This window comes from Streptomyces sp. NPDC043427 (genome assembly GCF_056436655.1).
Map to the genome: position 1 here is coordinate 210,117 of NZ_JBWKCC010000003.1, position 22,353 is coordinate 232,469.

At 71.7% G+C, this 22,353-nt stretch carries 16 protein-coding genes; 8 read left to right on the forward strand and 8 right to left on the reverse strand.

Features of this window, described 5'->3' with window-relative positions; translation table 11 throughout:
• A complete protein-coding gene (locus tag AC067M_RS08260) occupies positions 1–2,859 on the forward strand; it encodes an NHLP bacteriocin export ABC transporter permease/ATPase subunit (protein ID WP_478696182.1) in 2,859 nt (952 codons plus the stop codon).
• A 210-nt stretch (positions 2,860–3,069) separates the two neighbouring features.
• Positions 3,070–4,572: an MFS transporter gene (locus AC067M_RS08265; protein WP_478696183.1), complete on the forward strand. Its 1,503-nt coding sequence runs from the start codon at positions 3,070–3,072 to the stop codon at positions 4,570–4,572.
• Between the two features lie 229 nt (positions 4,573–4,801).
• Here AC067M_RS08265 and AC067M_RS08270 read toward each other — a convergent pair whose 3' ends face one another.
• On the reverse strand, positions 4,802–5,224 hold the full coding sequence (locus AC067M_RS08270) for a protease inhibitor (protein ID WP_478696184.1): 423 nt from the start codon (positions 5,222–5,224) through the stop codon (positions 4,802–4,804).
• A 323-nt stretch (positions 5,225–5,547) separates the two neighbouring features.
• Between AC067M_RS08270 and AC067M_RS08275 the strand changes: the two genes are divergently transcribed.
• Both AC067M_RS08275 and AC067M_RS08280 read left to right on the forward strand, forming a co-directional pair.
• Positions 5,548–6,111: a hypothetical protein gene (locus AC067M_RS08275; RefSeq protein WP_478696185.1), complete on the forward strand. Its 564-nt coding sequence runs from the start codon at positions 5,548–5,550 to the stop codon at positions 6,109–6,111.
• Positions 6,108–6,326 carry a hypothetical protein gene (locus AC067M_RS08280; protein WP_478696442.1) on the forward strand — a complete coding sequence of 73 codons (219 nt, stop codon included), beginning with the start codon at positions 6,108–6,110 and terminating at the stop codon, positions 6,324–6,326. The genes AC067M_RS08275 and AC067M_RS08280 overlap by 4 nt, the downstream gene beginning before the upstream one ends.
• Before the next feature lie 16 nt (positions 6,327–6,342).
• Here AC067M_RS08280 and AC067M_RS08285 read toward each other — a convergent pair whose 3' ends face one another.
• The 5 genes from AC067M_RS08285 to AC067M_RS08305 form a co-directional block, all read right to left on the reverse strand.
• On the reverse strand, positions 6,343–7,992 hold the full coding sequence (locus AC067M_RS08285) for an RICIN domain-containing protein (RefSeq protein WP_478696186.1): 1,650 nt from the start codon (positions 7,990–7,992) through the stop codon (positions 6,343–6,345).
• A 239-nt stretch (positions 7,993–8,231) separates the two neighbouring features.
• Positions 8,232–8,609, reverse strand: coding sequence for a toxin Doc (locus AC067M_RS08290; RefSeq protein ID WP_393619590.1), 378 nt, complete (start codon positions 8,607–8,609; stop codon positions 8,232–8,234).
• Between the two features lie 3 nt (positions 8,610–8,612).
• Entirely contained in the window at positions 8,613–8,858 is a 246-nt protein-coding gene (locus tag AC067M_RS08295; RefSeq protein WP_478696187.1) for a hypothetical protein, read from the reverse strand.
• Positions 8,859–8,961: 103 nt separating this feature from the next.
• On the reverse strand, positions 8,962–9,240 hold the full coding sequence (locus AC067M_RS08300) for a hypothetical protein (protein WP_478696188.1): 279 nt from the start codon (positions 9,238–9,240) through the stop codon (positions 8,962–8,964).
• A complete protein-coding gene (locus tag AC067M_RS08305) occupies positions 9,240–11,483 on the reverse strand; it encodes a glycoside hydrolase family 9 protein (protein ID WP_478696189.1) in 2,244 nt (747 codons plus the stop codon). Before AC067M_RS08305 ends, AC067M_RS08300 begins: the two co-directional genes overlap by 1 nt.
• Before the next feature lie 210 nt (positions 11,484–11,693).
• On the opposite strand from AC067M_RS08305, the gene AC067M_RS08310 reads away from it, so the two are divergent.
• The gene (locus AC067M_RS08310; RefSeq protein ID WP_478696190.1) at positions 11,694–12,260 is read left to right on the forward strand and encodes a cysteine hydrolase family protein; all 567 of its coding nucleotides are present in this window, start codon (positions 11,694–11,696) and stop codon (positions 12,258–12,260) included.
• A gap of 67 nt (positions 12,261–12,327) precedes the next feature.
• On the opposite strand, the gene AC067M_RS08315 is transcribed toward AC067M_RS08310, so the two are convergent.
• Complete coding sequence (locus AC067M_RS08315) at positions 12,328–15,423, reverse strand: glycoside hydrolase family 2 TIM barrel-domain containing protein (protein ID WP_478696191.1); 3,096 nt, start codon at positions 15,421–15,423, stop codon at positions 12,328–12,330.
• Positions 15,424–15,691: 268 nt separating this feature from the next.
• Between AC067M_RS08315 and AC067M_RS08320 the strand changes: the two genes are divergently transcribed.
• The 3 genes from AC067M_RS08320 to AC067M_RS08330 all read left to right on the forward strand — a co-directional run bounded on the left by AC067M_RS08320 (position 15,692) and on the right by AC067M_RS08330 (position 20,116).
• Entirely contained in the window at positions 15,692–18,067 is a 2,376-nt protein-coding gene (locus AC067M_RS08320; protein ID WP_478696192.1) for a SpoIIE family protein phosphatase, read from the forward strand.
• Between the two features lie 118 nt (positions 18,068–18,185).
• A complete protein-coding gene (locus AC067M_RS08325) occupies positions 18,186–18,758 on the forward strand; it encodes a DUF4232 domain-containing protein (RefSeq protein ID WP_478696193.1) in 573 nt (190 codons plus the stop codon).
• 95 nt (positions 18,759–18,853) lie between these two features.
• Positions 18,854–20,116 (forward strand): arsenic transporter, encoded by a 1,263-nt coding sequence (locus AC067M_RS08330; protein WP_478696429.1) that lies wholly within the window; start codon positions 18,854–18,856, stop codon positions 20,114–20,116.
• 21 nt (positions 20,117–20,137) lie between these two features.
• Here the strand turns inward: AC067M_RS08330 and AC067M_RS08335 are convergent, their stop codons facing one another.
• Positions 20,138–22,270, reverse strand: a complete 2,133-nt coding sequence (locus AC067M_RS08335) for a ricin-type beta-trefoil lectin domain protein (protein ID WP_478696194.1) — start codon at positions 22,268–22,270, stop codon at positions 20,138–20,140.
• Positions 22,271–22,353 lie beyond the last annotated feature (83 nt).

The following is a 22,353-nucleotide window of genomic DNA, read 5'->3' on the forward strand; positions in this document are numbered from 1 at the left end:
ATGACGTACCCCCCATCCCCTCAGGAGCCCCAGGCCCAGCCGCCCCAGCCGCCCCAGGAAGGCGACCTCGTCCTGGGCGCCCTCGGCTCGCTGGGCGCCCGCATGGACTGCACGGGCTTCAACCGCCTCGACCTCGAAGGCCCGCAGGTGCTGTGGCTGGTCGCGGCCGGTGCCATGGACCTGTTCGCGGTGGACGCCGGGCAGCAGGGCCACTGGCACCACCTCGGCCGACTCGAGGCGGGCTCGCTGCTGCTCGGCCCGGTCGCCGGCCCCGAGCACACCCTCGTGGCGCGCCCGCTCAGGGACTGCGTGGTGCACCGCATCGGCCTGCGCGAGCTGTACCAGCCCGCGGACACCCAGACCTGGTCGTACGACGAGTACGGCAACCCCCAGTACATCCCGCCGACGACGAGCCCGCTGGAGTACGCCCTCGCCCTGGGCGTCGGCCGCAGCCTGTCCATCCTCTTCCAGGCGCCGATGGCCACCGAGCGGGCCGCGGAGGTCACTGACGACGACGTGTTCTGGATGCAGGTGCCGCCCGGCAGCGTCCAGTACGGCTCGCTGTACGGCGCGGAGGCGGCCGCGGACCTGCTGATGGACCCGGCGGTCTGGCAGACCATGGTCGACCAGCAGTACCGCCTGCTGACCACGCTGGACCGCTGGATCGAGCAGCTGGAACGCACCCACGAGACGCGGACGGCCGCCGGTATCAAGGCCGGTGAGGCGGTCCGCGCGCAGGCCGACCGGACCCTGATCGCCGCCATCGGCAAGCGGTCGGCGAAACGCTCCACGGCCGCCGACGCGGACGCCACGTTCGCCGCCTGCAAGCTGGTGGCCGAGACGGCCGGGATCACGCTCGCCGAGCCCGCGAGCAGCGGGGCCGACAGTGACCGGCTCGACCCGGTCGAGCGGATCGCCCTCGCCTCGCGGGTGCGGGCCCGGGCGGTGCGCCTCGACGGGCGCTGGTGGCGGGAGAACGTCGGACCGCTGGTGGGGCACCGGGCCCTGTCGGGGGCGCCGGTCGCGCTGCTGTGGCGGCGTGGCGGCTATGTCGCCGTCCATCCGGCGACCGGGCGGGAGACTCCGGTCGAGAAAGCCAACGTGGAGGAGTTCGAGCCGCGCGCGGTGATGTTCTACCGCCCGTTGCCCGAGCGACGGCTGAGCCCGCTCCGTCTGCTGCGGTTCAGCATGCGGGGCACGCGCGGCGACCTGACCAACCTCATCGGCAGCGGCCTGGTGACGGTGGCGATCGGGGCACTGGTGCCGATCGCGACCGGCAAGGTGCTCGGCGAGTACGTGCCGAAGGCCCAGCAGGGACTCATCGTGCAGGTGTGTCTGGCCGTGATGGTCAGCAGCCTGGTCGCGGCGGCGTTCATGCTGCTGCAGAACCTCACCATCCTGCGCCTGGAGGGCCGTATCGAGGCGACCCTCCAACCGGCCGTGTGGGACCGGTTGTTGCGGCTGCCGACGAAGTTCTTCACCGAGCGTTCCACCGGCGAACTGGCCAGCGCGGCCATGGGCATCAGCGCCATCCGCAGGCTGCTGGCCGGGCTCGGTCCCTCGGTGGCCCAGTCCGTCACCGTCGGCGCGATGAACCTCGGCCTGCTGCTCTGGTACAGCGTGCCGATGGCGATGGCGGCGATCGGCATGCTGGTCGTGATCGCCGGCGTGTTCCTGGGGCTGGGGCTGTGGCAGGTGCGCTGGCAGCGGCGCCTCGTCGTGCTCACCAACAAGCTGAACAACCAGGCGTTCCAGACCCTGCGCGGCCTGCCCAAGCTGCGGGTGGCCGCCGCGGAGAACTACGCCTACGCGGCCTGGGCCTCGGAGTTCGCCCGCAGCCGTGAGCTCCAGCAGCGCCTCGGCCGGATCAAGAACCTCAACACGGTGCTGGGCACGATCTACCTGCCACTTTGTTCCCTGCTGATGTTCATGCTGCTCGCGGGCCCGGCGCGGGGCGCGATGTCGGCCGCCGACTTCCTCACCTTCAACACGTCGGTGACAATGCTGCTCACCTCGGTCACCCAGCTGACCGGCGCGTTCGTCTCGGCCGTGGCCGCGCTGCCGCTGTTCGAGGAGATCAGGCCGGTCCTCGACGCCACACCCGAGGTGCGTACGGCCAGCACCCGGCCCGGCCCGCTGTCCGGCGCGATCGAGGCCCGCCGCCTGTCGTTCCGCTACTCCGACGACGGCCCGCTCGTCCTGGACGACGTGTCGTTCGAGGTGCGGCCCGGCGAGTTCGTCGCGGTCGTCGGCCCCAGCGGCTGCGGCAAGTCGACACTGCTCAGGCTGCTCATCGGCTTCGACAAGCCGGCCTCCGGCAGCGTGCTGTACGACGGCCAGGACCTGGCCGCCCTCGACCAGTCGGCCGTGCGCCGGCAGTGCGGAGTGGTGCTCCAGCACGCCCAGCCGTTCACCGGTTCCCTTCTCGACGTCATCTGCGGCACCGAGCCGTACACGCCCGAGGAGGCGCTGGCCGCGGCCGAGATGGCGGGGCTCGCCGAGGACATCAAGCGGATGCCGATGGGACTGCACACCATCGTCGGCGGCAACGGCGCGATCTCCGGCGGACAGCGCCAGCGCCTGATGATCGCCCAGGCCCTCATCCGCCGGCCTCGCATCCTCTTCTTCGACGAGGCGACCAGCGCCCTCGACAACGAGACCCAGCGCACGGTCATCGAGTCCACCCGCAAGCTCAACGCCACCCGTATCGTCATCGCCCACCGCCTGTCGACGGTCCTCGACGCCGACCGGGTCATCGTCATGGAGAACGGCAAGGTCGCCCAGCAGGGCCCTCCGGCGCAGCTCCTCGCGGACACGGGCGGTCGGCTGCACGAGCTGGTGCGGCGGCAGCTGGCCTAGGGTCTCTCGTTTGGATCATGCCGGGCTCGCGGGGTCCGGCCTGATCCAAACGAGAGACCCTAGGCCCTCCCCCTCTGACACCCCCTCCCACCTCTCTCAGCGAAACTTTGCCGTTTCGCTGAGACTGGTCTAGCCTTCAGGTGTACGAAACAGTTTCGTTTACGTGTTCTTTGCCAGAGCCCTCGAACGACTTCCCTGGAGTGGTTCACCATGCCCCAGAAAACCCTGACCGACGGTGCCCGCACGGGTGCCGTCGGGACCCTGCCGGAAGCCTCCGCCAAGCGGTGGTGGATCCTCGCGGTCGTCGCCCTCGCCCAGCTGATGGTGGTGCTGGACGCCACCATCGTGAACATCGCCCTGCCCTCGGCCCAGGCCGACCTCGGCTTCTCCGACGGCAACCGGCAGTGGATCGTCACCGCCTACGCCCTCGCGTTCGCCTCGCTGCTCCTGCTCGGCGGTCGCGTCGCCGATTTCTTCGGCCGCAAGCCCGCCTTCCTCATAGGCATCGTCGGATTCGCCGGGGCCTCCGCCCTGGGCGGCGCCGCGAACGGATTCGGGATGCTGGTCACCGCCCGCGCCCTGCAGGGCGCCTTCGGCGCGCTGCTCGCACCGGCCGCCCTCTCGCTGCTGAACACGACCTTCACCGACGCCCGCGAACGCGCCCGTGCCTTCAGCGTCTACGGCGCCATCGCCGGTGCCGGTGGCGCGGTGGGGCTGCTGCTCGGCGGCCTGCTGACCGACGCGCTCGACTGGCGCTGGACGCTGTACGTCAACGTGCCCATCGCGGTCCTCGCCTTCGTCGGCGGCTGGCTGCTGCTGAGCAACCACCGCGACGCGGCCGGCTCCAAGCTGGACGTGCCGGGCACGCTCCTGGTCGCGGCCGGTCTCTTCGCCCTGGTCTACGGCTTCTCCAACGCCGAGACCCACGACTGGAACTCCCCGCTGACCTGGGGCTTCCTGATCGCGGGCGGGGTGCTCCTGGTGGCCTTCACCTGGTGGCAGACGCGTGCCGCGCACCCGCTGCTGCCGCTGCGCATCCTGCTGGACCGGGACCGCGCGGCGTCGTTCCTCGCCGTGCTGATCTCCAGCGCGGGCATGTTCGGCGTGTTCCTCTTCCTCACCTACTACCTGCAGCTGAACCTCGGCTTCAGCCCCACGAAGACCGGTGTGGCGTTCCTGCCGATGGTCGGGGCGCTGATGGTGACGGCGCAGCTCGGCACCACGTTCCTGATTCCGCGCATCGGGCCGAAGGTGACCATCCCGCTCGGTTTCTCGATCGCCGCGGGCGGTATGGCCTGGCTGACCGGCATCGGGGTCGGCTCGCACTTCGCGAGCGCGGTGCTGCCGCAGGTGATTCTCATCGGTGTCGGCCTCGGCCTGGTGATGCCGCCCGCCATGCAGCTGGCCACCGGCGGGGTGGCGGCCGAGGACGCGGGCGTCGCCTCCGCCACGGTCAACGCCATGCAGCAGGTGGGCGGTTCGATCGGTACGGCGCTGCTGAACACGCTGGCCGCGAGCGCGGCGACCGACTACCTGGTCGGCCGGGACGTCACCAGCAAGGCTGTCCAGGCGCAGGCCACGATCGAGAGCTACACCACCGCGTTCTGGTGGTCGGCGGGCTTCTTCGCCGTCGGCGCGGTGCTCGCGTTCCTCCTGCACCGCCGCGGAGTGCCGCAGCAGGACGCCGAGGCCGCGCCGGTCGTCCACATGTGACCCGACGGGTCGAGCCGCGACAGACCCGAGGGGCCCCGTCTGCAGGGAGACGCGGCCCCTCGTCGTGCTGGCGCTGTGGGTCGTGCAGTGATCCCAGGGGCCGGCGGGCGGCCCCACTCCGCCCGGCCGGCCCCTGGGTGCGAGATCGCGATGAACCCCCGCGTCAGTGACCCGTGCTCCCCACTTGCGGGCCTCTTGCGGCGTTCACGGGGAGATCGCGATCCCGGTCTCAGAACGCGAAGAGACTGGTCCCGTAGGAGTTCTTCACGCACTCGTTGGCGAAGGTGCGCTCGTAGGAGACGCGCTTGCCCTGCCAGACGCCGTCGACGGTCACGACGACCGGGTCGTACTGCTTGGTGCACGCCACGCCGTCCCGGCTGCCCAGGGCGTCGAAGTCCCCGTCGGCGCTGCGCAGTTCGGCGCAGGCCTGAGCGGCGGCCGGGTGGGTGCCGGAGGGCTTCGGGGCGCAGGTCAGGGTGACCGCGCGGGCCGGGGTGGCGAGGGCCGAGCTGTCTCCGTGACCCACGGTCAGAACGAGCGCCGAGGGGGCGTAGAGCGAGGTCGAGGTGGCGAGGGCGGGTCCGGTGAGGGGGCCGCATACGGCGGTGGCCGCGAGGCCGAGAGTCGCTGCCCATCGCGCGGTGTTCCGCATTGTGTGCATCCTTCCGCTTGCTTCGAGGGTTGCCGGATCCGGCTCGGTCGGTGCCGGAGCGGCGAGCGCGAGTCTGCCGAGTCCGTCGTCGAATCTCACATCGAACACATGCGTTTCAGTAACCTTGTGTATTGAATCAGTGGCGTGAAGTCACAGAACTCGAACGTTTCAACGCCGGAACCGAGCGGCTCTTGAGCCCCCGGATGGGCCAGATGGCCGGTTTTCACATGCTCGTTAATCGTCTTGAAACATTCCGCTTCCGCTCTCGGCGGACTCCTCCGTACCCCCTTGTGTTCATGGTCCGGTCGAGTAATGGTCATTACATGATTACGACAGAGCAGCGCGAGAAACTGCGCGGATGGTTCGCGGGCCGACTGCCCGACGACCTCTTCGAGGAGCTGACCGAGGTCACGGTCGACCGCGAGGAGATCACCGTGGTCGGCCGCATCCCCGAACCCCGGCTGACCGAGGAGGCCTCGGACGCCGAGCGGGAGGCGGCCGTACGAAGCCGCATCCAGGAGTTCCGGGAACGCACCCGGGAGGCCAGGATGGCGGTGGCCCGCGAGGCCGAGCACCGGTTCGACCGCAAGGTCTCCTGGGGCGTGGTGTGCGACAAGGAACGCGCCCTGTTCACGCACGTGGCCGCGCCCGTGATGACACGGCTGCGCCAGCCTGAGCGCCAGGTCCTGGACACCCTCATCGCCGGGGGCGTCGCCCGCAGCCGCAGCGACGCCCTCGCCTGGTGCGTCCGCCTGGTCCAGCGGCACACCGACGACTGGCTCACCGAACTGCGGGACTCCCTGGAGCACGTCCAGCAGGTGCGGGCTCAGGGGCCGGACAAGGAGTCCGAGGCGAAGGAGTCCGACCGGTCGGACGGAGGTGAGTGACGGTCGGACCGTTCACCGACACCCGCCGCCCCGCCTCCCGGCCGTATGGTCGCCTTGCGGTGGTGCTCGACGACGAGACCGCGAGACGGCCGGACGGCGGGAGGCGGGCGCACGTGATCCGATGCCTGCTCGCCGAGTTCGACCTGACGCCGGCCCTGTCCGGGCACGCCACGCCGGCCACCGTCGGCGCCACCGACCTCGTCGAGGAGCGGTGACGCCGGTCGTCTCATCTCACGACGTGCGGTCCGTCAGCTCCACCGGCTGCGCGGAGGGCGTCTCGGTCCCTCTGATGGAGAGGGAACCCGGGCTGGCCGACACCGAGTCGGTCACCCAGCGCTGGTCGGCGGCGCCCTCGCGGACCTCGGCGACGACATCGGCGCCCGGATCACCGGTGGTGGCGGCGAGGGCGAGGGTGTCGTCCCAACGGGGCAGCAACTCGCCCCGGCCGGTGAGGTCGTAGCGGACGTCACCGTCCCGTTTGTCGCCCTCCTCCGCACACTCCCCGAGGACGACGACACCCGCGTCCGCGTGCGAGTCCAGGCACAGTTCGGGGTCGGCCACGCTGCGCAGCAGGCCGTCCTCCTCGTACGACCACTGCTGGGTCCAGTCGGAGGAGCACACCGCGAGTTCGGTCGCTGCGCCTTCCTTCGCCTCGCCCCGGACGTCGAGGCACAGGTCGGCGGCGACGTTGCGCAGCCTGGTCTGGCGGGTCGCGGTCGGCAGTTGGGCGGTGCCGGGCGGCGAGGGGGACGCGGCGGGCGGGGCCGCGGAGTCGGTGTCCGGCGCGCTGCCGTGGCCACCGGCCGCGCTGGTGGAGGCGGCCGGGTCGGCGCCGCCGCCGTCGGCCCACATGCCCGCGGCGAGCAGCGTCGTGAGCAGCCCGGCCGAGGCCAGGCCGACACCGGTGAGCAGCGCGCGCGGCCCCTTGGACCCCCCGCCGGGCACGCGGCGGGCCGGGGACGGGATGCGGGACAGGAGTCGGCGGCCTGTCCCGCCCGGGCGTCCACCGCGGTGGCGGGCACCACGCACACGCACGGTCTGCTGCTGGCTGCGGCCCGGCCGCGACTCGAGGTAGCGGCGGGCCCCCCAGCCGAGCGCCGCCTCCGCGAGGAGGTCGCCCAGCCGCCCGTCGAAATGGCCGAGCTGCTCGGCGGCGGCCCGGCAGTAACGGCACTCCGTCAGATGCTGCTGGACGTCCGGCAGCAGGACGCCGCCGCGGCGGATGGGGACGTCGAGGAGCCGGTTGTAGAAGCGGCAGTCCTTGCTCGGGGCGAGTTCACGGTGGGCGCGGACGAGGCCCTCGCGGAGCTTGTCCCGCGCCTCTTCGAGGGCGGCGGCCGCGGTGGCGGGGTCCATGCCCAGCAGGCCGGCCGGGACGGTGAGGGGCTCGGCCTCGACCTCGACGTGCCACAGCATGGCCCGGGCGACCGGGGGAAGGCCGTGGAACGAGCGCTCGGCCAGCACGCGGTTCTCGGGGGTCAGGGACTTGGCCGTGCGCATCCCGCGGCCCCCGGCGGGCTTCTGCAGCTCCGGCAGGACACCGGATATACGGTCCTCGGCGGCCCAGAGCCGGACGGTGTCCCGCACGGCCACCAGGAGCCGGGGGCGCAGCGCGGCGCCGGGCTCGCCCAGTGTCAGCCGGTCGAGGACCTGGTGGAAGGCGGCCGTGGTGACCATGGCGGCGACGCCGGAGGAGGTGGCGAGGCAGATCACCGCGTACTCGTGCGCGGGCTGCCAGTGCCGGGTGATCAGCAGGGCGGTCGCCTGGGCGACCTCGTCGTCCGGGCCGCCGCGCGTGCGGGCGGCGAGGGAGTCGTCGGACTCTCCGGACGCCCCGCCCGGCGGAGGGAAGGAGGGGCGGGGCGGATGGGGGGTGGGCACTGAGCGGATTCCTTCGGTACGTACCTGTGCGGCGCGAAGCGCGAGGGGCATGCGATCACCGACGGCGATACGGACTCGAGTCACCGCCGGACGCACGAGACCCGGCCATTGCCCCCCACGGGTGGTTCACCTTTGCACAATTAGTTCACACACAACAAGGCGCATGACTTAATATCCGATCACTGAAGGAAAGTCAGAGGCCGCGGCCCGTCAGTTCCTTGAGACCGGCCCCTTCGCTGTCAGATCTGCCAGGAGCGCAGCCGGTCCGCCGCGCCGTAGATGTCCGTCTTGCCGTCGATCAGGTCACGGGCGAGGTCCACGAGGGCGCCGTACGGAGGGTCCATGCCGACCCCGCTGACGAACATGTACGACACCGCCGTCGCGCAGGCGAAGCGGGCGTTGGCCGACGGCAGGGGCTTGAGCAGGGTGAGGGTGTGCAGCAGGGCAGCGGCCCGCCAGGCCGGGTCGGAGTTCACCCCGAGTCGGGGCGGGTCGACGCGGTGCCGTGCGACGGCGGCTACCAGTGCGGAGAAGTCGTTGATGGTGGGCTGGTCCGGCAGGACCTCTTCGTGGCGCTGGAGCAGCCAGGGCACGTCGATATGGATGACGGGTGCCATCGGTCAGGCGACCCGCCCCTCGCCCCTGGCGGGCGGCTCGTCGTCGGGGAACGCGGCCGCGAATTCGTCGGCATGGGACGCGAAGAACCGGCGGAACGCCTTCGCGCCCTCCTGCAGCGCCCGGTGCCGGGCTATGTCGGCAGCGGCCGCCTCCCGTACGAGGGCCTTCATCGACGTACCCCGCTCCTTGGCGATCTGTCGCAGGTCCTCCAGCTCGCGATCGCTGAACTCCACGTTGAGGGCTGGCATGCCCCTCACGGTACCGCTCGGGTACTTACTCGTAAATATCCGCAGGTCATGAAGGCGGAGGCGCGGTACCGATCATCGGTACCGCGCCCCCTGGCAGCGCGTCTCATGCGACGCGGGTGAACTCCGGCACCCCCTCCGTGGCCGTCGAGTCGTCGATCGACCGGACGGGCGCGCCCTCGGGTGCGCGAACCCGCGAGACGCTGATCCCGTGCGCGCAGGCGCCGCACCACAGGAGGGCGAAGCCCACGTGTGTCTGCGGATCGACGACGTACCGCAGGCGCAGATCACAGCACCCGCGGTGCGGGCAGAAGGCGGTGCCGTCCCTCTCGGAGGCGGCGCTCCACCGGGCCAGGGCCTTCAGCCATCCGTCGCGTTCCGTCATCAGGACTGGTCCGCCACGAAGGACGCCATGCGGGTCAGTGCCGCGTTCCAGTTGATCGCGGTTTCGTTCGTCGACCAGGACTGGATGTCGTCGATGTAGCAGAACTGGCCCACGCAGCCCTGGAGTTTGAGCTGGGCGTAGGGGTCCTGAATGTTCGAGTTGGGGCCGCCGGCGAGGGTTCCCGCGGGCGGGTTCGGCAGGTTCGGGTCGAGCTGATGGGCGTACCAGCGGCTGTGCTGGTTGTGGGCGTTCGCCTCGCCGTAGCCGGTCACATAGGACATGTTCAGGGCGTTGCGGCCGAAGAGGTAGTCCATGCTCTGGACGGCTGCGTCGCGGTACTTCGAGGCGCCTGTGATGTCGTACGCGGTGGCGATGACGACCGCGTTGTTGAGGACCTGGTGGCTGGATCCCCAGTCGTAGAGGTTGTTGTCGGGCGCGTAGGGCATGCCGTACGGCTGGGACTTGAGCATGGCGAGGTACTTGTCGGCGGCCCTGACCACCGACTGGCGCACCTTGTCCCGGCCGGGGAGCCTGCTCGGGACGGTGGCGAGGTCGAGGCGGCCCGCGGCGGCCGTCCTGCCCCAGTCGAAGCCGTTGGGACCGAAGATGTCGGCGGTGTGGACCGGGGAGTTCACGACGTGGTCGGCGAACTGCTTCTCACCGGTGGTGAGGTACAGCTCCGCGGCCGCCCAGTAGAACTCGTCGGTCGCGTCGGTGTCCGGGTAGGCGCCGCCGCCGGTGCCGTCGTCGGGATCCGCGTACATCGCGGGGTGGGCGAGCGCCGCCGACCACGCCTTGCGGGCGGCCGCCAGTGCCTTCGTCGCGAACGCCTTGTCGTAGGGCCGGTACAGGCGTGCGGCCTGTGCCGCCGTGGCGGCCAGGTTCAGGGTCGCCTGGGTGGACGGCGGGTGCAGTTCGCGCTTCTGCGGGTCGTCGCTCGGCAGCAGCGGCAGGCCGGTCCACGACTCGTCGTGGATCTTGTGGTGGGCCATGCCGGCCAGGGGCTGCCCGCCCGGCACCTGCATCTTCAGCAGGAACTCCAGCTCCCAGCGGGCCTCGTCGAGGATGTCCGGCACCTTGTTGCCGCTCTCGGGGAGCGCCAGCGTGCCGTCGCCGAGCCGCGCGGGCTGCCCGGTGCGGGCGTGCAGGGAGCGTTCGTGGGTGCTGAGCAGCTCCCATGTGGTGATGCCGCCGTTGACGACGTACTTGCCGTGGTCGCCCGCGTCGTACCAGCCGCCGGTCACGTCGAGCGTGTAGTCGCAGACGCCCGGCTGACAGGGCACGGCTGAGTCGCCCCGGTTGGGGGCCACGTCGACATGACCGGCGCGCCTGCCGTAACCGGGCCGCAGGTCGTCGCGGATCGGGGTGCCGCTGCGCTGCGTGTAGTAGTACTTCACCGCGTCCAGCCGCAGCTTCTCGTAGGCGGCGCCGCCGATGTCGAACGGGCGGCTGGTCTCGCCGTCGGCGACCAGGGTGAGGCCCTTGCCCTGCTTGCGGTAGGCGCCGAAGTCGATCGCGTGGACGTTCTGCCCGGAGGACGCGTCCACCCCGCGCGGCACACTCCAACCGTGGGCGACCGTGGTGCCCTGCGCGTTCTTCAGCCGCCAGGGCAGCTTCGTGGTGGCGTCGGTGACGAGCGTGGCGTTCTTCGGGCCCGCGGGCAGATAGGCGACCTGGTTGACGCGGACCCGCGGACCCGTGTCGGGCTCGTACACCTCGGGCGGCACCCCGCCCAGCAGCGACACGTCGTCCATGCAGAATCGCCAGGCGTCCGCGCTGCCGCCGAGCTGGAAAGCGACCTGACCCTGCGTGGTGTCGACCGGCGAGGTGAAGGTGTAGCTGTAGGAGTCGCCGGACACGCTCAGCACCGGGCTCGCCTCGTGCCAGGTGTCGTACGGCGACACGGACAGGCCGACGAGCGCCCGCGCCACATGGCCCTCGGGCGCGCCGGACGCCTTGAAGGAGAACCGGTACGACTCCCCCTTCACCAGGGTGATGTCGTTCTGGCCGACGGCGGCGTCCCAGCGGTTGGTGGTGCCGCCCGGTATGTCGGCGCACAGGCGGCCCTCGGACAGACCGGCGGTGACGTTGTTCGTCGTCCACCACGGGGCGGTGGTGGTGTCGAAGGTGCCGTTCTTGACCTGCTCGACCTCGTCGGCCCCGGCCTGCTGTGCGGGCAGCGCGCTCAGCGCGGTGGCGAGCAGGGCCGTCAGGGACAGCAGGGCGGTTCTGCGTCGTTTCACGTCTGGGCTCCTCTGGGAGGTGCGGGTGACGCTCATCATGGGAGCGCTCCCAAAGACGGACGAGGCCATGCTGGTCGGCAGGGTGACACCCCGTCAACTGTCCGGACGAGACGGCTTCCGGGTCGTTGTCAGTGGCGGAATCTACTGTGGGACCCCGAGAGTTCACCGCTGAACAGCTCACCACGCAACGACGAGGAACTGGAGATCTCCATGACCACCCTGCCCGACAGGCCGAACACCGCCCTGCTGGTCATCGACGTCCAGAAGGGCATCGTGGCGGGCACACCCCGTCGTGACAAGGTGATCGCGAACATCGACGCCCTGATCGCCTCGGCGCGCGCTCAGGACGTGCCGGTCATCTGGGTGCAGCACTCCGACAGCGAACTCGTACGCGGCAGTGAGAACTGGCAGTACGTCGAGGAACTGGTCCGCCTCGACTCCGAACCCCTCGTCCACAAGACCTGGTTCGACTCCTTCGAGGACACGACGCTGGAGACGCTGCTCGCCGAGCACGGGGTGGGCCGAGTCGTCGTCACCGGGGCGCAGACGGACGCGTGCATCCGCTCCACCCTCCACGGCGCCTTCGTGCGGGGGTACGACGTGACGCTGGTCGGCGACGCGCACACGACGGAGGACCTCAGCGAGTACGGCGCTCCGGCCCCGGAGCAGGTGATAGCCCACACCAACATGTACTGGTCGTGGCAGAGCGCGCCCGGGCGCACCGCGGGCACGGTCGAGACGGCCAAGGTGACGTTCGGGGCGGCCGACGCGGGGTGAGGCGCTGCCGGGAGGGCGGTGCCCAAGCCGGTCGCTTCCGGCCTGAGCACCACGCGGTCCACTCCTGTCAGGCCGGTGCCTCCAACTTGCTGATCCGGACGGCCCCTTGGGCCGCACCGGGATGGCTGCTGGTCAGGGTCAGCCGCAGTCGGGAGCCGCGTATCGCGTCGAAGGTGATGACCGTCGGCGCGTCCGAGGCGGTGGCCCAGTCGACCGCCGCCCCCGTGACCGGCGCGTAGGCGTGACCGTTCCACACGGCGACCTCGACCTTCGCGGGCAGCGTGTGCCCGGCGTCCACCGTGAACGACACCTCCACCCGGTCGAAGGCCCGCGTCCGCCCCCAGTCCACCGAGACCCAGTCCTCCGGCCTGGCCCCGTCGAAGGCGGGCAGCAGGGCGGTCGCGGACTTGAGGAAGCCGTTGGACCAGCCGGTGGCCGGGTCGCCGTCGAGCACGGCGGCGGGTAGGGCGTCCGGTCGGCCTGAATAACTGGCGTCGGCATGGGGGTAGTTCACCGGCGCCGGGTACTCGGGCGCGAACTCGGGCGCCGGGGTGGTCGCCGCCGACCGGGCGGTGGTCGTCCGTATGATCGCGGTGCCCGCCCGCAAGCCCTCCGCCCGTGCCGTCACCTTGAGGGCGCCGGCCTTCGTGCCGGCGCGCACGATCGCGAGTGCCTTGCCGTGGAAGGCGGTTCGCGTACTGGCCTGGTAGCGCTCAGCGCTCTCCTGGCGCCCGTTGTCGAGCCCGGCGAGGGAGCCGCCGGTGACGTCGAAGTGGATCAGGTGCTCGGCGTCGGGCACGACCACTCCGCGGACGTCGACGACCTCGGCCGTCACGAAGGCCGGCGAACGGCCGTCGGCGGCGACGGACCTGCGGTCGGCGGTCAGCCGTACCGCGTGCGGCTTCCCCGCCGTGCGCAGGACGTCCGTGGCGACGACCCTGCCACCGCGGCGGGCGACCGCCTTCAACTTCCCCGGCCGGTAGGGCACTTTCCAGGTGAGGTGGAGTTTGCCCGCGCTGCCGTTGGGGCTGGTGTAGCTGCCGGGGTAGGGACCGTCGGTGAAGGTCTTGTCGTCGCCCGTCGCCTCGGTGGTCTCCAGGTACTCCCGCCCGTCGACGGTCCTCTTTCTGTCGAACTTCCTTGTGCCCAGGGACTTTCCGTTGAGGAACAGCTCGACGGTGTCGACGTTGGAGTACGCCCACACCTCGACCGTGTCGCCCTCCTCGTGGTTCCAGGTCATCGGCAGCAGATGGACCATGGGTTCGTCGGTCCACTGGCTCCTGAAGAGGTGGTACATGTCCTTCGGGAAGCCCGCGGTGTCGACCGCGCCGAAGAAGGACGCCTTCACCGGGAAGACGTCGTACGGTGTCGGCTCGCCGATGTAGTCGATGCCCGACCACAGGAACTGCCCGGCGAACCACTTCCGGTCGCGGTCCTTCTTGTGCCCGTACTCGCCGCTCATGGTCCAGGAGGCGAGGTTGTTGTCGTAGGACGAGGTGGCGCGCTTGCCCGGTGTGTGGTTCTCGCCGGTGTTGAGGCGCTCGGGCTCCTGGTACGCGCCGCGCGTCGAGGTCTCCGAGGAGGACTCGGACTCGAAGAGGAACAGCTTGGGGTAGCGGGCGTGCAGCGCGTCCACCGACTTGGCGGTGTTGTAGTTGAGGCCCAGGCCGTCGAGCTTGGCCAGGATCAGGTCACCCGGGGAACCCGGCGCGGGCACACTGCGGTGCCGGTGGGAGCCGATCACGATCGGCCGTGTCTCGTCATGCGCCTTGACTTGGGCAATCAGCCGATCCGCGATGCCGAGACCCGCAGTGGAGGTGAACTCACTGATCTCGTTGCCGATCGACCACATGACCACGGCCGGCGAGTTGCGGGCGGCGAGCACCATCTCCGCGATGTCGATGTCGGCCCACTCGTCGAAGAACCGGCCGTAGTCGTACCGCGTCTTGGAGCTGCGCCAGCAGTCGAACGCCTCCACCATCATCACGATGCCGAGCTCCTCACAGACCTGGATCATCTCCGGCGAGGGCGGGTTGTGGGAGGTGCGGAAGGCGTTGACGCCCATCGACTTCATGAGGGTCATCTGGCGGCGGATCGCGTCGATGCTGACCGCGGCGCCGAGGGCACCCAGGTCGTGGTGAAGGTCCACGCCCTTGATCTTGGTGTGGGCGCCGTTGAGGGAGAAGCCCTCGTCCGGGTCGAAGCGGAAGGTGCGGATGCCGAACGGGGTGCGGTAGGTGTCGGTGGTCGTGCCGCCGACACGCAGCTCGGTGTGCAGGATGTAGCGCCGCGGGCTCGCGAATTCCCACAACGCCGGTTCCAGGACGGTGAGTTCATGCGTCTCGTCGGTCTCGTCGGTGACGGCGACCGTGGAGGACGTACGGGCGACGGTGCGGCCGCGGGGGTCAGTGATCCGGGAGACGACCTCGACGTCCGCGCCGGTGCCGGCCTCGTTCACCAGGGCCGTCCGCACCCGTATGAGGGCCCGCTCGGCGGTGACCTCGGGTGTGGTGACGCAGGTGCCCCAGCGCGCCACGTGCACCGGTTCGGTGACGACCAGGCGGGCCTCGCGGTAGATGCCGCTGCCGGAGTACCAGCGACTGCTGGGGAGCCGGTTCTGGACCTTGACCGCGAGGATGTTCTCGGTGGTGCCGTCGGTGTGCACCAGGTCGGTGAGGTCGAAGGCGAAGCCGGTGTAGCCGTAGGGGTGATGGCCGACCTCCGTGCCGTTGCAGTGGACGGCGGAGTCCATGTAGACCCCGTCGAACTCCACCGAGATGCGCTTGCCCGCCAGGGCGGGCGGCAGGGTGAAGGCGAGGCGGTACCAGCCGAGGCCGCCGGGAAAGAACCCGGTGCCACTGGTCGTGCCGTGCTGGGTGGTGGGGGTCTGCTCGATGCTCCAGTCGTGCGGGACCGCGACCTCGCGCCACGCCGAGTCGTCGTAGGCGGGGTCGGCGGCACCGGCGTAGGCGCCGGTCGGGTCGGTGATGCCGTCCGGGTTGACCAGCGCGAAGCGCCAGCCGTCGCGCAGGGCGACCGTGTGGCGGCCGGGCGCGTCCCGGGCGGCACCGGCGGCCGTCGCGGCCGGGGCGGCGCCCAGGAGCGATCCGGCGGCCGGGGCGGCCGCGGAGGCGATCAAGACCGATCTGCGAGTGACTGACATGGCGGCTCTCCCTCGTCAGGGCTCATCAGGACCCATAAGTACTCACAACTGATCGTGAACCAACAGAATCTGACGACGTGCCACACGTGCCCGTCAAGAGTGCCGTGAGCCGCTCCGTCTCTCACGCCTCCTTCTGGAGGGCCGGCGTGGAAGGGTCCTTCTGGAGGGCCGGCGTGGAAGGGTCGACGTTCGCGGAGGACCGGTACGCACTAGGCTGGGATACCGGTGACACCTGTTCACTGTGAGTGTGCGCGATGGAGTGGCGACGATGAGCCCGGTGTACCCGTTCGACGATGCCGCCACGGCGCGGGCCCTCGTCGGCACGGACGGCCTCCTCGTCCAGTGGAACGAGGGAGCGCGCCGTCTGCTGGGCTGGGCGCCGGACGAGGTCGTGGGTCGCCCGGCCGCGAGCCTGCTGGCCGGCGACACGCCCGCCATCCCCTCCGGCGAGCCCCGCTGGAACGGCGAGCTGGTGCTACGGCACCGCGACGGCCGCACCGTCTCCGTCTGGGCCCTCGTCCACCACAGACACCCCGCGGACGGCGGCGGCCGGCTCGTCGTCAGCCCGCTCCAGGCCCCCGGACCGCTGCCGCCGGACGACCCGCTGTCCGGGGTCGAACTGACACAGTCCCCCTGCGCGGTCGCGATCTTCGACGAGCGGCTGCGTCTGCACCGGATCAACGCCCCCATGGCCGAGGTCCTGCGCGTTCCCGAGGAGCGCCTGCGCGGCCTGCGCATCCCCGACATCGACGGTCGGCCGCAGAGCGCGGACTTCGAGCAGCAGATGCACCGGGTGCTCACCACCGGCCGGGGGCACGACGTGCGCTCGTACGCGCCGATCAGCGGCGACGGACGCATGGCGGCCTGGCTGGCCCGGATGTCCCCGGTCACCGACGCCGACGGGCGGGTGCGGGGCGTGTGCGTCGCCGCCCACGACTTCACCGAGCAGTACCTGGCCAGGGAGCGGCTGCAACTGGTCAACGAGGCGAGCGTCCGCATCGGCACCACCCTCGACGTCCCCCGGACGGCTCAGGAACTGGCCGACGTCTGCGTACCGGCGCTGGCCGACTTCGTCAGCGTCGACCTGCTGGAGCCGCCGGAGCAGGGCGCGGAGCCCGCATCAGGACAGTTCAGCGCGCCGATCACGCTGCGCCGCCTGGCGCACAGCTCGGTGAACCCGGGCAGCCCCGAGGCCGTGGTCAAGCTGGGACAGCTCGATGTCTACCCCAGCCCCTCGCCGCAGGCCGACTCCCTGCTCGCGGGCCACGCGATCGTGGCGTCGACGGCGACGGACGACCTCGAACGGTGGCTGTCCTGGGACCCGGTTAGGCGTCGGCGGATCGAGGAGTACGGCATCCACTCCACGATGTCCGTGCCGATCCAGGCCCGCGGCACGACCCTCGGCGTCGCGGTCCTCACCCGCTTCCGGCGCCCCGACCCGTTCACGCCCGACGACGTGCTGCTCGCCGAGGAGATCACCGCGCGGGCCGCCGTCTGCATCGACAACGCGCGCCGCTACTCCCGCGAACGCGAGACCGCCCTCGCCCTGCAGCGCAGCCTGCTCCCCCGCAACCTCCCGCGCACCGCCGCCGTCAGGGCCGCCTCGCGCTACCTTCCGGCCGCGCAGGCCGGGGTGGGCGGCGACTGGTTCGACGTGATCCCGCTGTCCGGGATGCGGGTCGCCATGGTCGTCGGGGACGTGGTCGGCCACGGCGTCCAGGCCTCCGCCACCATGGGCCGACTGCGCACCGCGGTGCGCACCCTCGCCGACATCGACCTCGCCCCGGACGAGCTCCTCACCCACCTCGACGACCTCGTCCTACGGCTCTCCGACGAGGCCGGCACCGAAGGCAGTCCCGGCGAGGTGGGCGCGACCTGCCTGTACGCCGTGTACGACCCGGTGTCCCGACGCTGCACCCTCGCCCGGGCCGGCCATCCGCCGCCCGTGCTGCTCCCGCCGGGCGGCGCGCCCCGGCAGGTCGACCTGCCCTCAGGGCCGCCGCTGGGTCTGGGCGGACTGCCGTTCGAGTCGGCCGAGCTGGACCTGCGTGAGGGCTCGGTCCTCGCGTTCTACACCGACGGGCTGATCGAGTCCCGCGAGCGGGACGTCGAGACGGGCCACGCGCTGCTGTGCGAGGCCCTCGCGGCCGACGCGGACTCCCTCGACGAGGCCTGCGACCGGATCCTGCACACCCTGCTGCCGACGGGCGGGGCCGCCGACGACGTGGCCCTGCTGCTGGCCCGTACCCAGGGTCTTCCGGCATCCCGGGTGGCGACCTGGGACATCCCCGCCGACCCGGCGCTCGTCTCCCCGATCCGCAAGCAGGTCGTCGAACAGCTCGCCGTCTGGGAGCTGGACGAGGTCGGCTTCACGACCGAGCTCGTGGTGAGCGAGCTCGTCACCAACGCCATCCGCTACGGCTCCCGCCCCATCCGGCTGCGGCTGATCCACGACGCGGCCACGCTGATCTGCGAGGTGTCCGACACCAGCCACACCGCTCCGCACCTGCGCCGCGCCAAGACGTGGGACGAGGGCGGCCGAGGGCTGCTGCTGGTCGCCCAGCTCACGCAGCGGTGGGGCAGCAGGCACCACACGGAGGGCAAGACGATCTGGGCGGAGCTGGCGCTGCTCGACGAGGAGTGAGGACTTCTCGGCCGGTCACACAGGTGTCCTCGCATCGGTGTCGTGTCGTATCGGTGTCGTGTCCATCGGTGTCGCATCGGTGTCGTGTCGTATCGGTCGCGGGGGGAACTCGGCGCGCATGTCTCAGTCGAAGCGTTCCGTCGCCTTATGGGTGAGCGCGCTCGCCGTGCCGGGGCTGTTGACCGCCTGCGGCACGACGGGCCCGTCACAGGAATCGGCCGACACCACGGACGGAGTGCACCGTATGGCGGCCGAGCCCGCCGTCGGCACCACGCGGTGCCACACCTCCGAGCTGCGCGCCTCCGTCGGCCGCAACGATCCGGGCGCCGGGCAGTGGAACTTCCCGGTCGTCCTCACCAACGTCTCCTCCCGCACCTGCACGGTGTACGGGTATCCGGGCGCCGCCTTCCTGGACGCGTCCGGCAAGCAGCTGGGCCCCGACCCGAAGCGCGCGCCGGACCAGAAACCGGCGAAGGTCACGCTGGCGCCGGGCCGCAGCGCGTGGGCGGGGCTGTCGTACAGCAATCCGGAGATCAGCGGCGCCCACGCGGCCACTCCCGCCGCGCTCCTGGTCACCCCTCCGGACGAGCGCAAGCCACTGAAGGTGAAGTGGACGGGCGGGCCCGTGCCCGTGTCCGGCAACGCCTCCTCGGTGTTCCTGACGGTGTTCGCGCCCGGCACCGGCCCCTGACCGTCCGCCCCTCCCCGACCCTCCCGGCGGGCGTCTCACCCAGCCGTGTTTTCATGGGCGGCTCCCCCATCTGATCGTGTCCTGAAGGAACCGCCCTGAACGCCCCGCTCTCCGAGTCCCTGTCCGTCGCCCTGCTCGTCGCCACTCTCGTGTGGGCCGTCCTGCGTCCCGGCGGGTGGCCGGAGGCGGTCGTGGCGGTCCCGGCCGCCGGGATCGCCATCGTCACCGGGGTGATCTCGCCGGACCACGCGCTGGCGGAGGCCGAGCGGCTCGGCCCGGTGGTGGGCTTCCTCGCCGCGGTCCTGGTCCTCGCCCACTTCTGCGACGTCGAGGGCCTCTTCACGGCGTGCGGGGCGTGGATGGCCCGCTGGGCCCGGGGCCGCCCCCGACGGCTGCTGACCGCGGTGTTCGTCCTCGCCTCGGTGATCACGGCCGTACTCAGTCTCGACGCCACCGTGGTGCTGCTGACGCCGGTCGTGCTGGCCACCGCCACCCGAATGGGCGTGCGCTCCCGGCCGCATCTCTACGCCTGCGCGCATCTGTCGAACACGGCGTCACTGCTGCTGCCGGTCTCCAACCTCACCAATCTGCTGGCGTTCACGGCGAGCGGGCTGAGCTTCACCCGGTTCGCCGCGCTGATGGCGCTGCCCTGGCTGGTGGCGATCGGCGCCGAGTACCTGGTCTTCTGGCGGTTCTTCGCCGACGACCTGGCGGCTCCCGCGCCCTCCGCCGACACCGCCGAGCCACCGCCGCTTCCGCTGTTCGCCCTGGCCACCGTGGCCTGCACGCTCGCCGGGTTCGTGGTGGCCTCCGCCGTCGGCATCGACCCGGCATGGGCCGCGTCGGCGGGGGCGCTGGTGCTGGCGGTCCGCGCGCTCGTACGGCGGCGGGCCACACCGCTCACGGTGGTGCGGGCCGCTTCCCCGGCGTTCCTGGCGTTCGTGCTCGCCCTCGGCGTCGTCGTACGCGCTGTGGTGGACAACGGCCTCGCCGACGCGCTGCGGCACGTGCTGCCCGGCGGCTCCGGGCTCGTCGCCCTGCTCGCGCCGGCCGCCCTGGCCGCCGTACTGGCGAACCTGATCAACAACCTGCCCGCGGTGCTGGTCCTGCTGCCGCTCACCGCTCCGGCCGGCGCCGGCGCGGTGCTCGCCGTGCTGCTCGGGGTGAACATCGGGCCGAACCTGACGTACGCCGGGTCGCTGGCGACGCTGCTGTGGCGGCGCATCGTGCAACGGCAGGAGGAGGGTGCGGGCGTGGGCTTCGGTGAGTTCACCCGGCTCGGGCTGCTCGCGGTACCGGCCGCGTTGGTCCCGGCGGTGGCGGCGCTGTGGGGGTCGCTGCTGGTCGTCGGGGCCTGAGCGCGCGTCTCACCCGCGGGTTCAACGGCCGCCGTAGCCGTAACCCCCGTAGCCATAGCCCCCGTAGCCATAGCCCCCGTAGGGGTAACCGCCGTACGGGTAACCGCCGTTGCCATAGCCGCCGTAGCCGCCCGGCGCGCCGCCGTTCGGGTTGTTCGGGGAGCAGTAGTACGGGTTGTACGAGCAGGGGTCGGCCGTGGACGGTGCGGCGGTCGGGGTGGGCTTCGGGGTGGTGCGGGGCGCGGTCGGAGTGGGGGTGGGGGCCGGGGTTTTCGCGGCCTTCGGGGTGGGCGCCGGCGGCGGGGGCGTCGGCGCGGGGTCGCTGTCCGTGCCCCAGTTGACGGCCTCCATCTGGGGGTCGGGCTTCGAGGTGTCGATGGCCCAGCGCTGGGCGGGGTCGTCGGCACGGTTCTTCAGGACGAGGGCGCCGGAGCCGTCGGTGGCGGCGGGTGCCAGCGCCAGGTCCTGGTCCCAGCGGGGCACCAGTGTGCCCTGAAGGGTGAAGTCGTAGCGGACGTTCTTCTCGCCGGGCCGGTCGGCGCCGGTGCACGGCGCGAGCCGTACGGAGTAGCCGAGGTGGGAGTCCAGGCAGAGGTCGGGGTCGGCTGCGTTGCGCAGCAGGCCGTCGGTCTCGTACGTCCACTGCTGGGACTCGGTCGAGGAGCACTTGGCCAGCCGTGTCTCCGCGCCCTGGACGGTCTTCGCGCCGACGATGCCGACACAGAGGCCCGAGTCCACGTTGTGCAGCCTGCCGCGCAGGGCGCCCCGGGCTTCGTCACCGGATCCCGTCCAGGACGGGTTGGTCGTCGAGTCGCCCGCGCCCGAGCCGGGCGCCTCGGTGGTCTCGCCGCCGTCGGCCGAGGTGGTGCCGTCGTCGGGGCCCACGGCGGACCACAGCACCAGCGGCAGGACGACCAGCCCGCTGACGGTGAGGACGGCCGCGGCGAGGTTACGGCGGCGGACACGACGGGCCGCCTTGCGGTCCGAACGACGGGAGACGGGACGGGCGTCGCCGGCGGGATCGGTGCGGGGGGCCCGGCGGGCGTCGCCGCGGGAGTCCGGGCGGGTGTCGGCACGGGACTCGGACCGGGTCTCGACACGGGACTGGGCACCGGTGCGGGACCGGGCACCGAAACGGCCGCCGGCGCGGGCGCCCTTGCGGGCGCCGGAACCGGCACCCGAGCCGGCGCGGTCGGCCGATCTGGAGTCGGCCGGGCCGCCGGGGCGGACCTGCGGGCCGGGCCCGGGTGAGTCGAACGGCTCTCCCGGGAAGCCCACGAACTCCGCCGATGACGGCGCGGCCGCGGCGGGGTCGTCGACCCGGTTCGCCCGCGCCTCGAGGTAGGACCGCGCGCCCCAGCCCAGCACCCCCTCGGCCAGGGCGACCCCGAGCCCTCCGCCGTTGAACTGCTCCAGCTGGCCCGCGGTGTGCCGGCAGTGCCTGCACTGCTCGAGGTGGGCGCGCAGGTCGGGGTCGAGGTCGACACCGCCGCGCCGGTAGGTCACGTCCAGCAGCCGGTGGTAGCGGCGGCAGTCGTCGTCGGGGGCGAGTTCGCGGTGGACCTGGAGGCACTCGTCGCGCAGGCGCTCACGGGCGCGGCGCAGTTCGACGCGCGCGTCCTCCTCGTCCAGGCCGAGCAGCCCGGCCGGGGTCGCCAGCGGTTCGGCCTCCACCTCGGTGTGCCACAGCAGGCAGCGAGCGGACTGGGACAGCCGCTGGAACGCGCGGGACAGCAGCCGCCGGTCCGCCGACGGGAGCAGTCGGGCGGCGACACGGGTCCCCTCGTCGGTGTCGGAGCGCAGGGCGGGGTGGAGCAGGTCGCGTCGGCCGTCGGTGTCCCACTCCGCGGCGATGCGGCGCACGGTGACGAGGAGGTGGGGCCGCCACGCGGCGGTCGGTCCGCTCTGTCGCAGGGACGCTCCGAAGAGCCTCGTGAACGCCGCTGTGGTGAGCATGCCCGCGGCCCGCGCGCTGTCGGTGCACAGCCTGGCGTAGGCGAAGGCCGCTTCCCAGTGCCGATCCAGAAGTTCGCCGACGGGGTGGAGCGCGGGCGAGCCGCCCGTCCACTTGGTCAGCTCGGCACTGAGCTGTTCGTCCGTGGCGTCGAACCGGCGCGCGGGGGTCGGGAAATTCGACGGGCCAGCGTCAGTCAAGGCGGCATTCCTTCCAAGGGCATGCGGCGGATCCACCCGTACAGAGTTCGGCATCTCGAACGTTCGTCTGGGGCAGCTCTTTT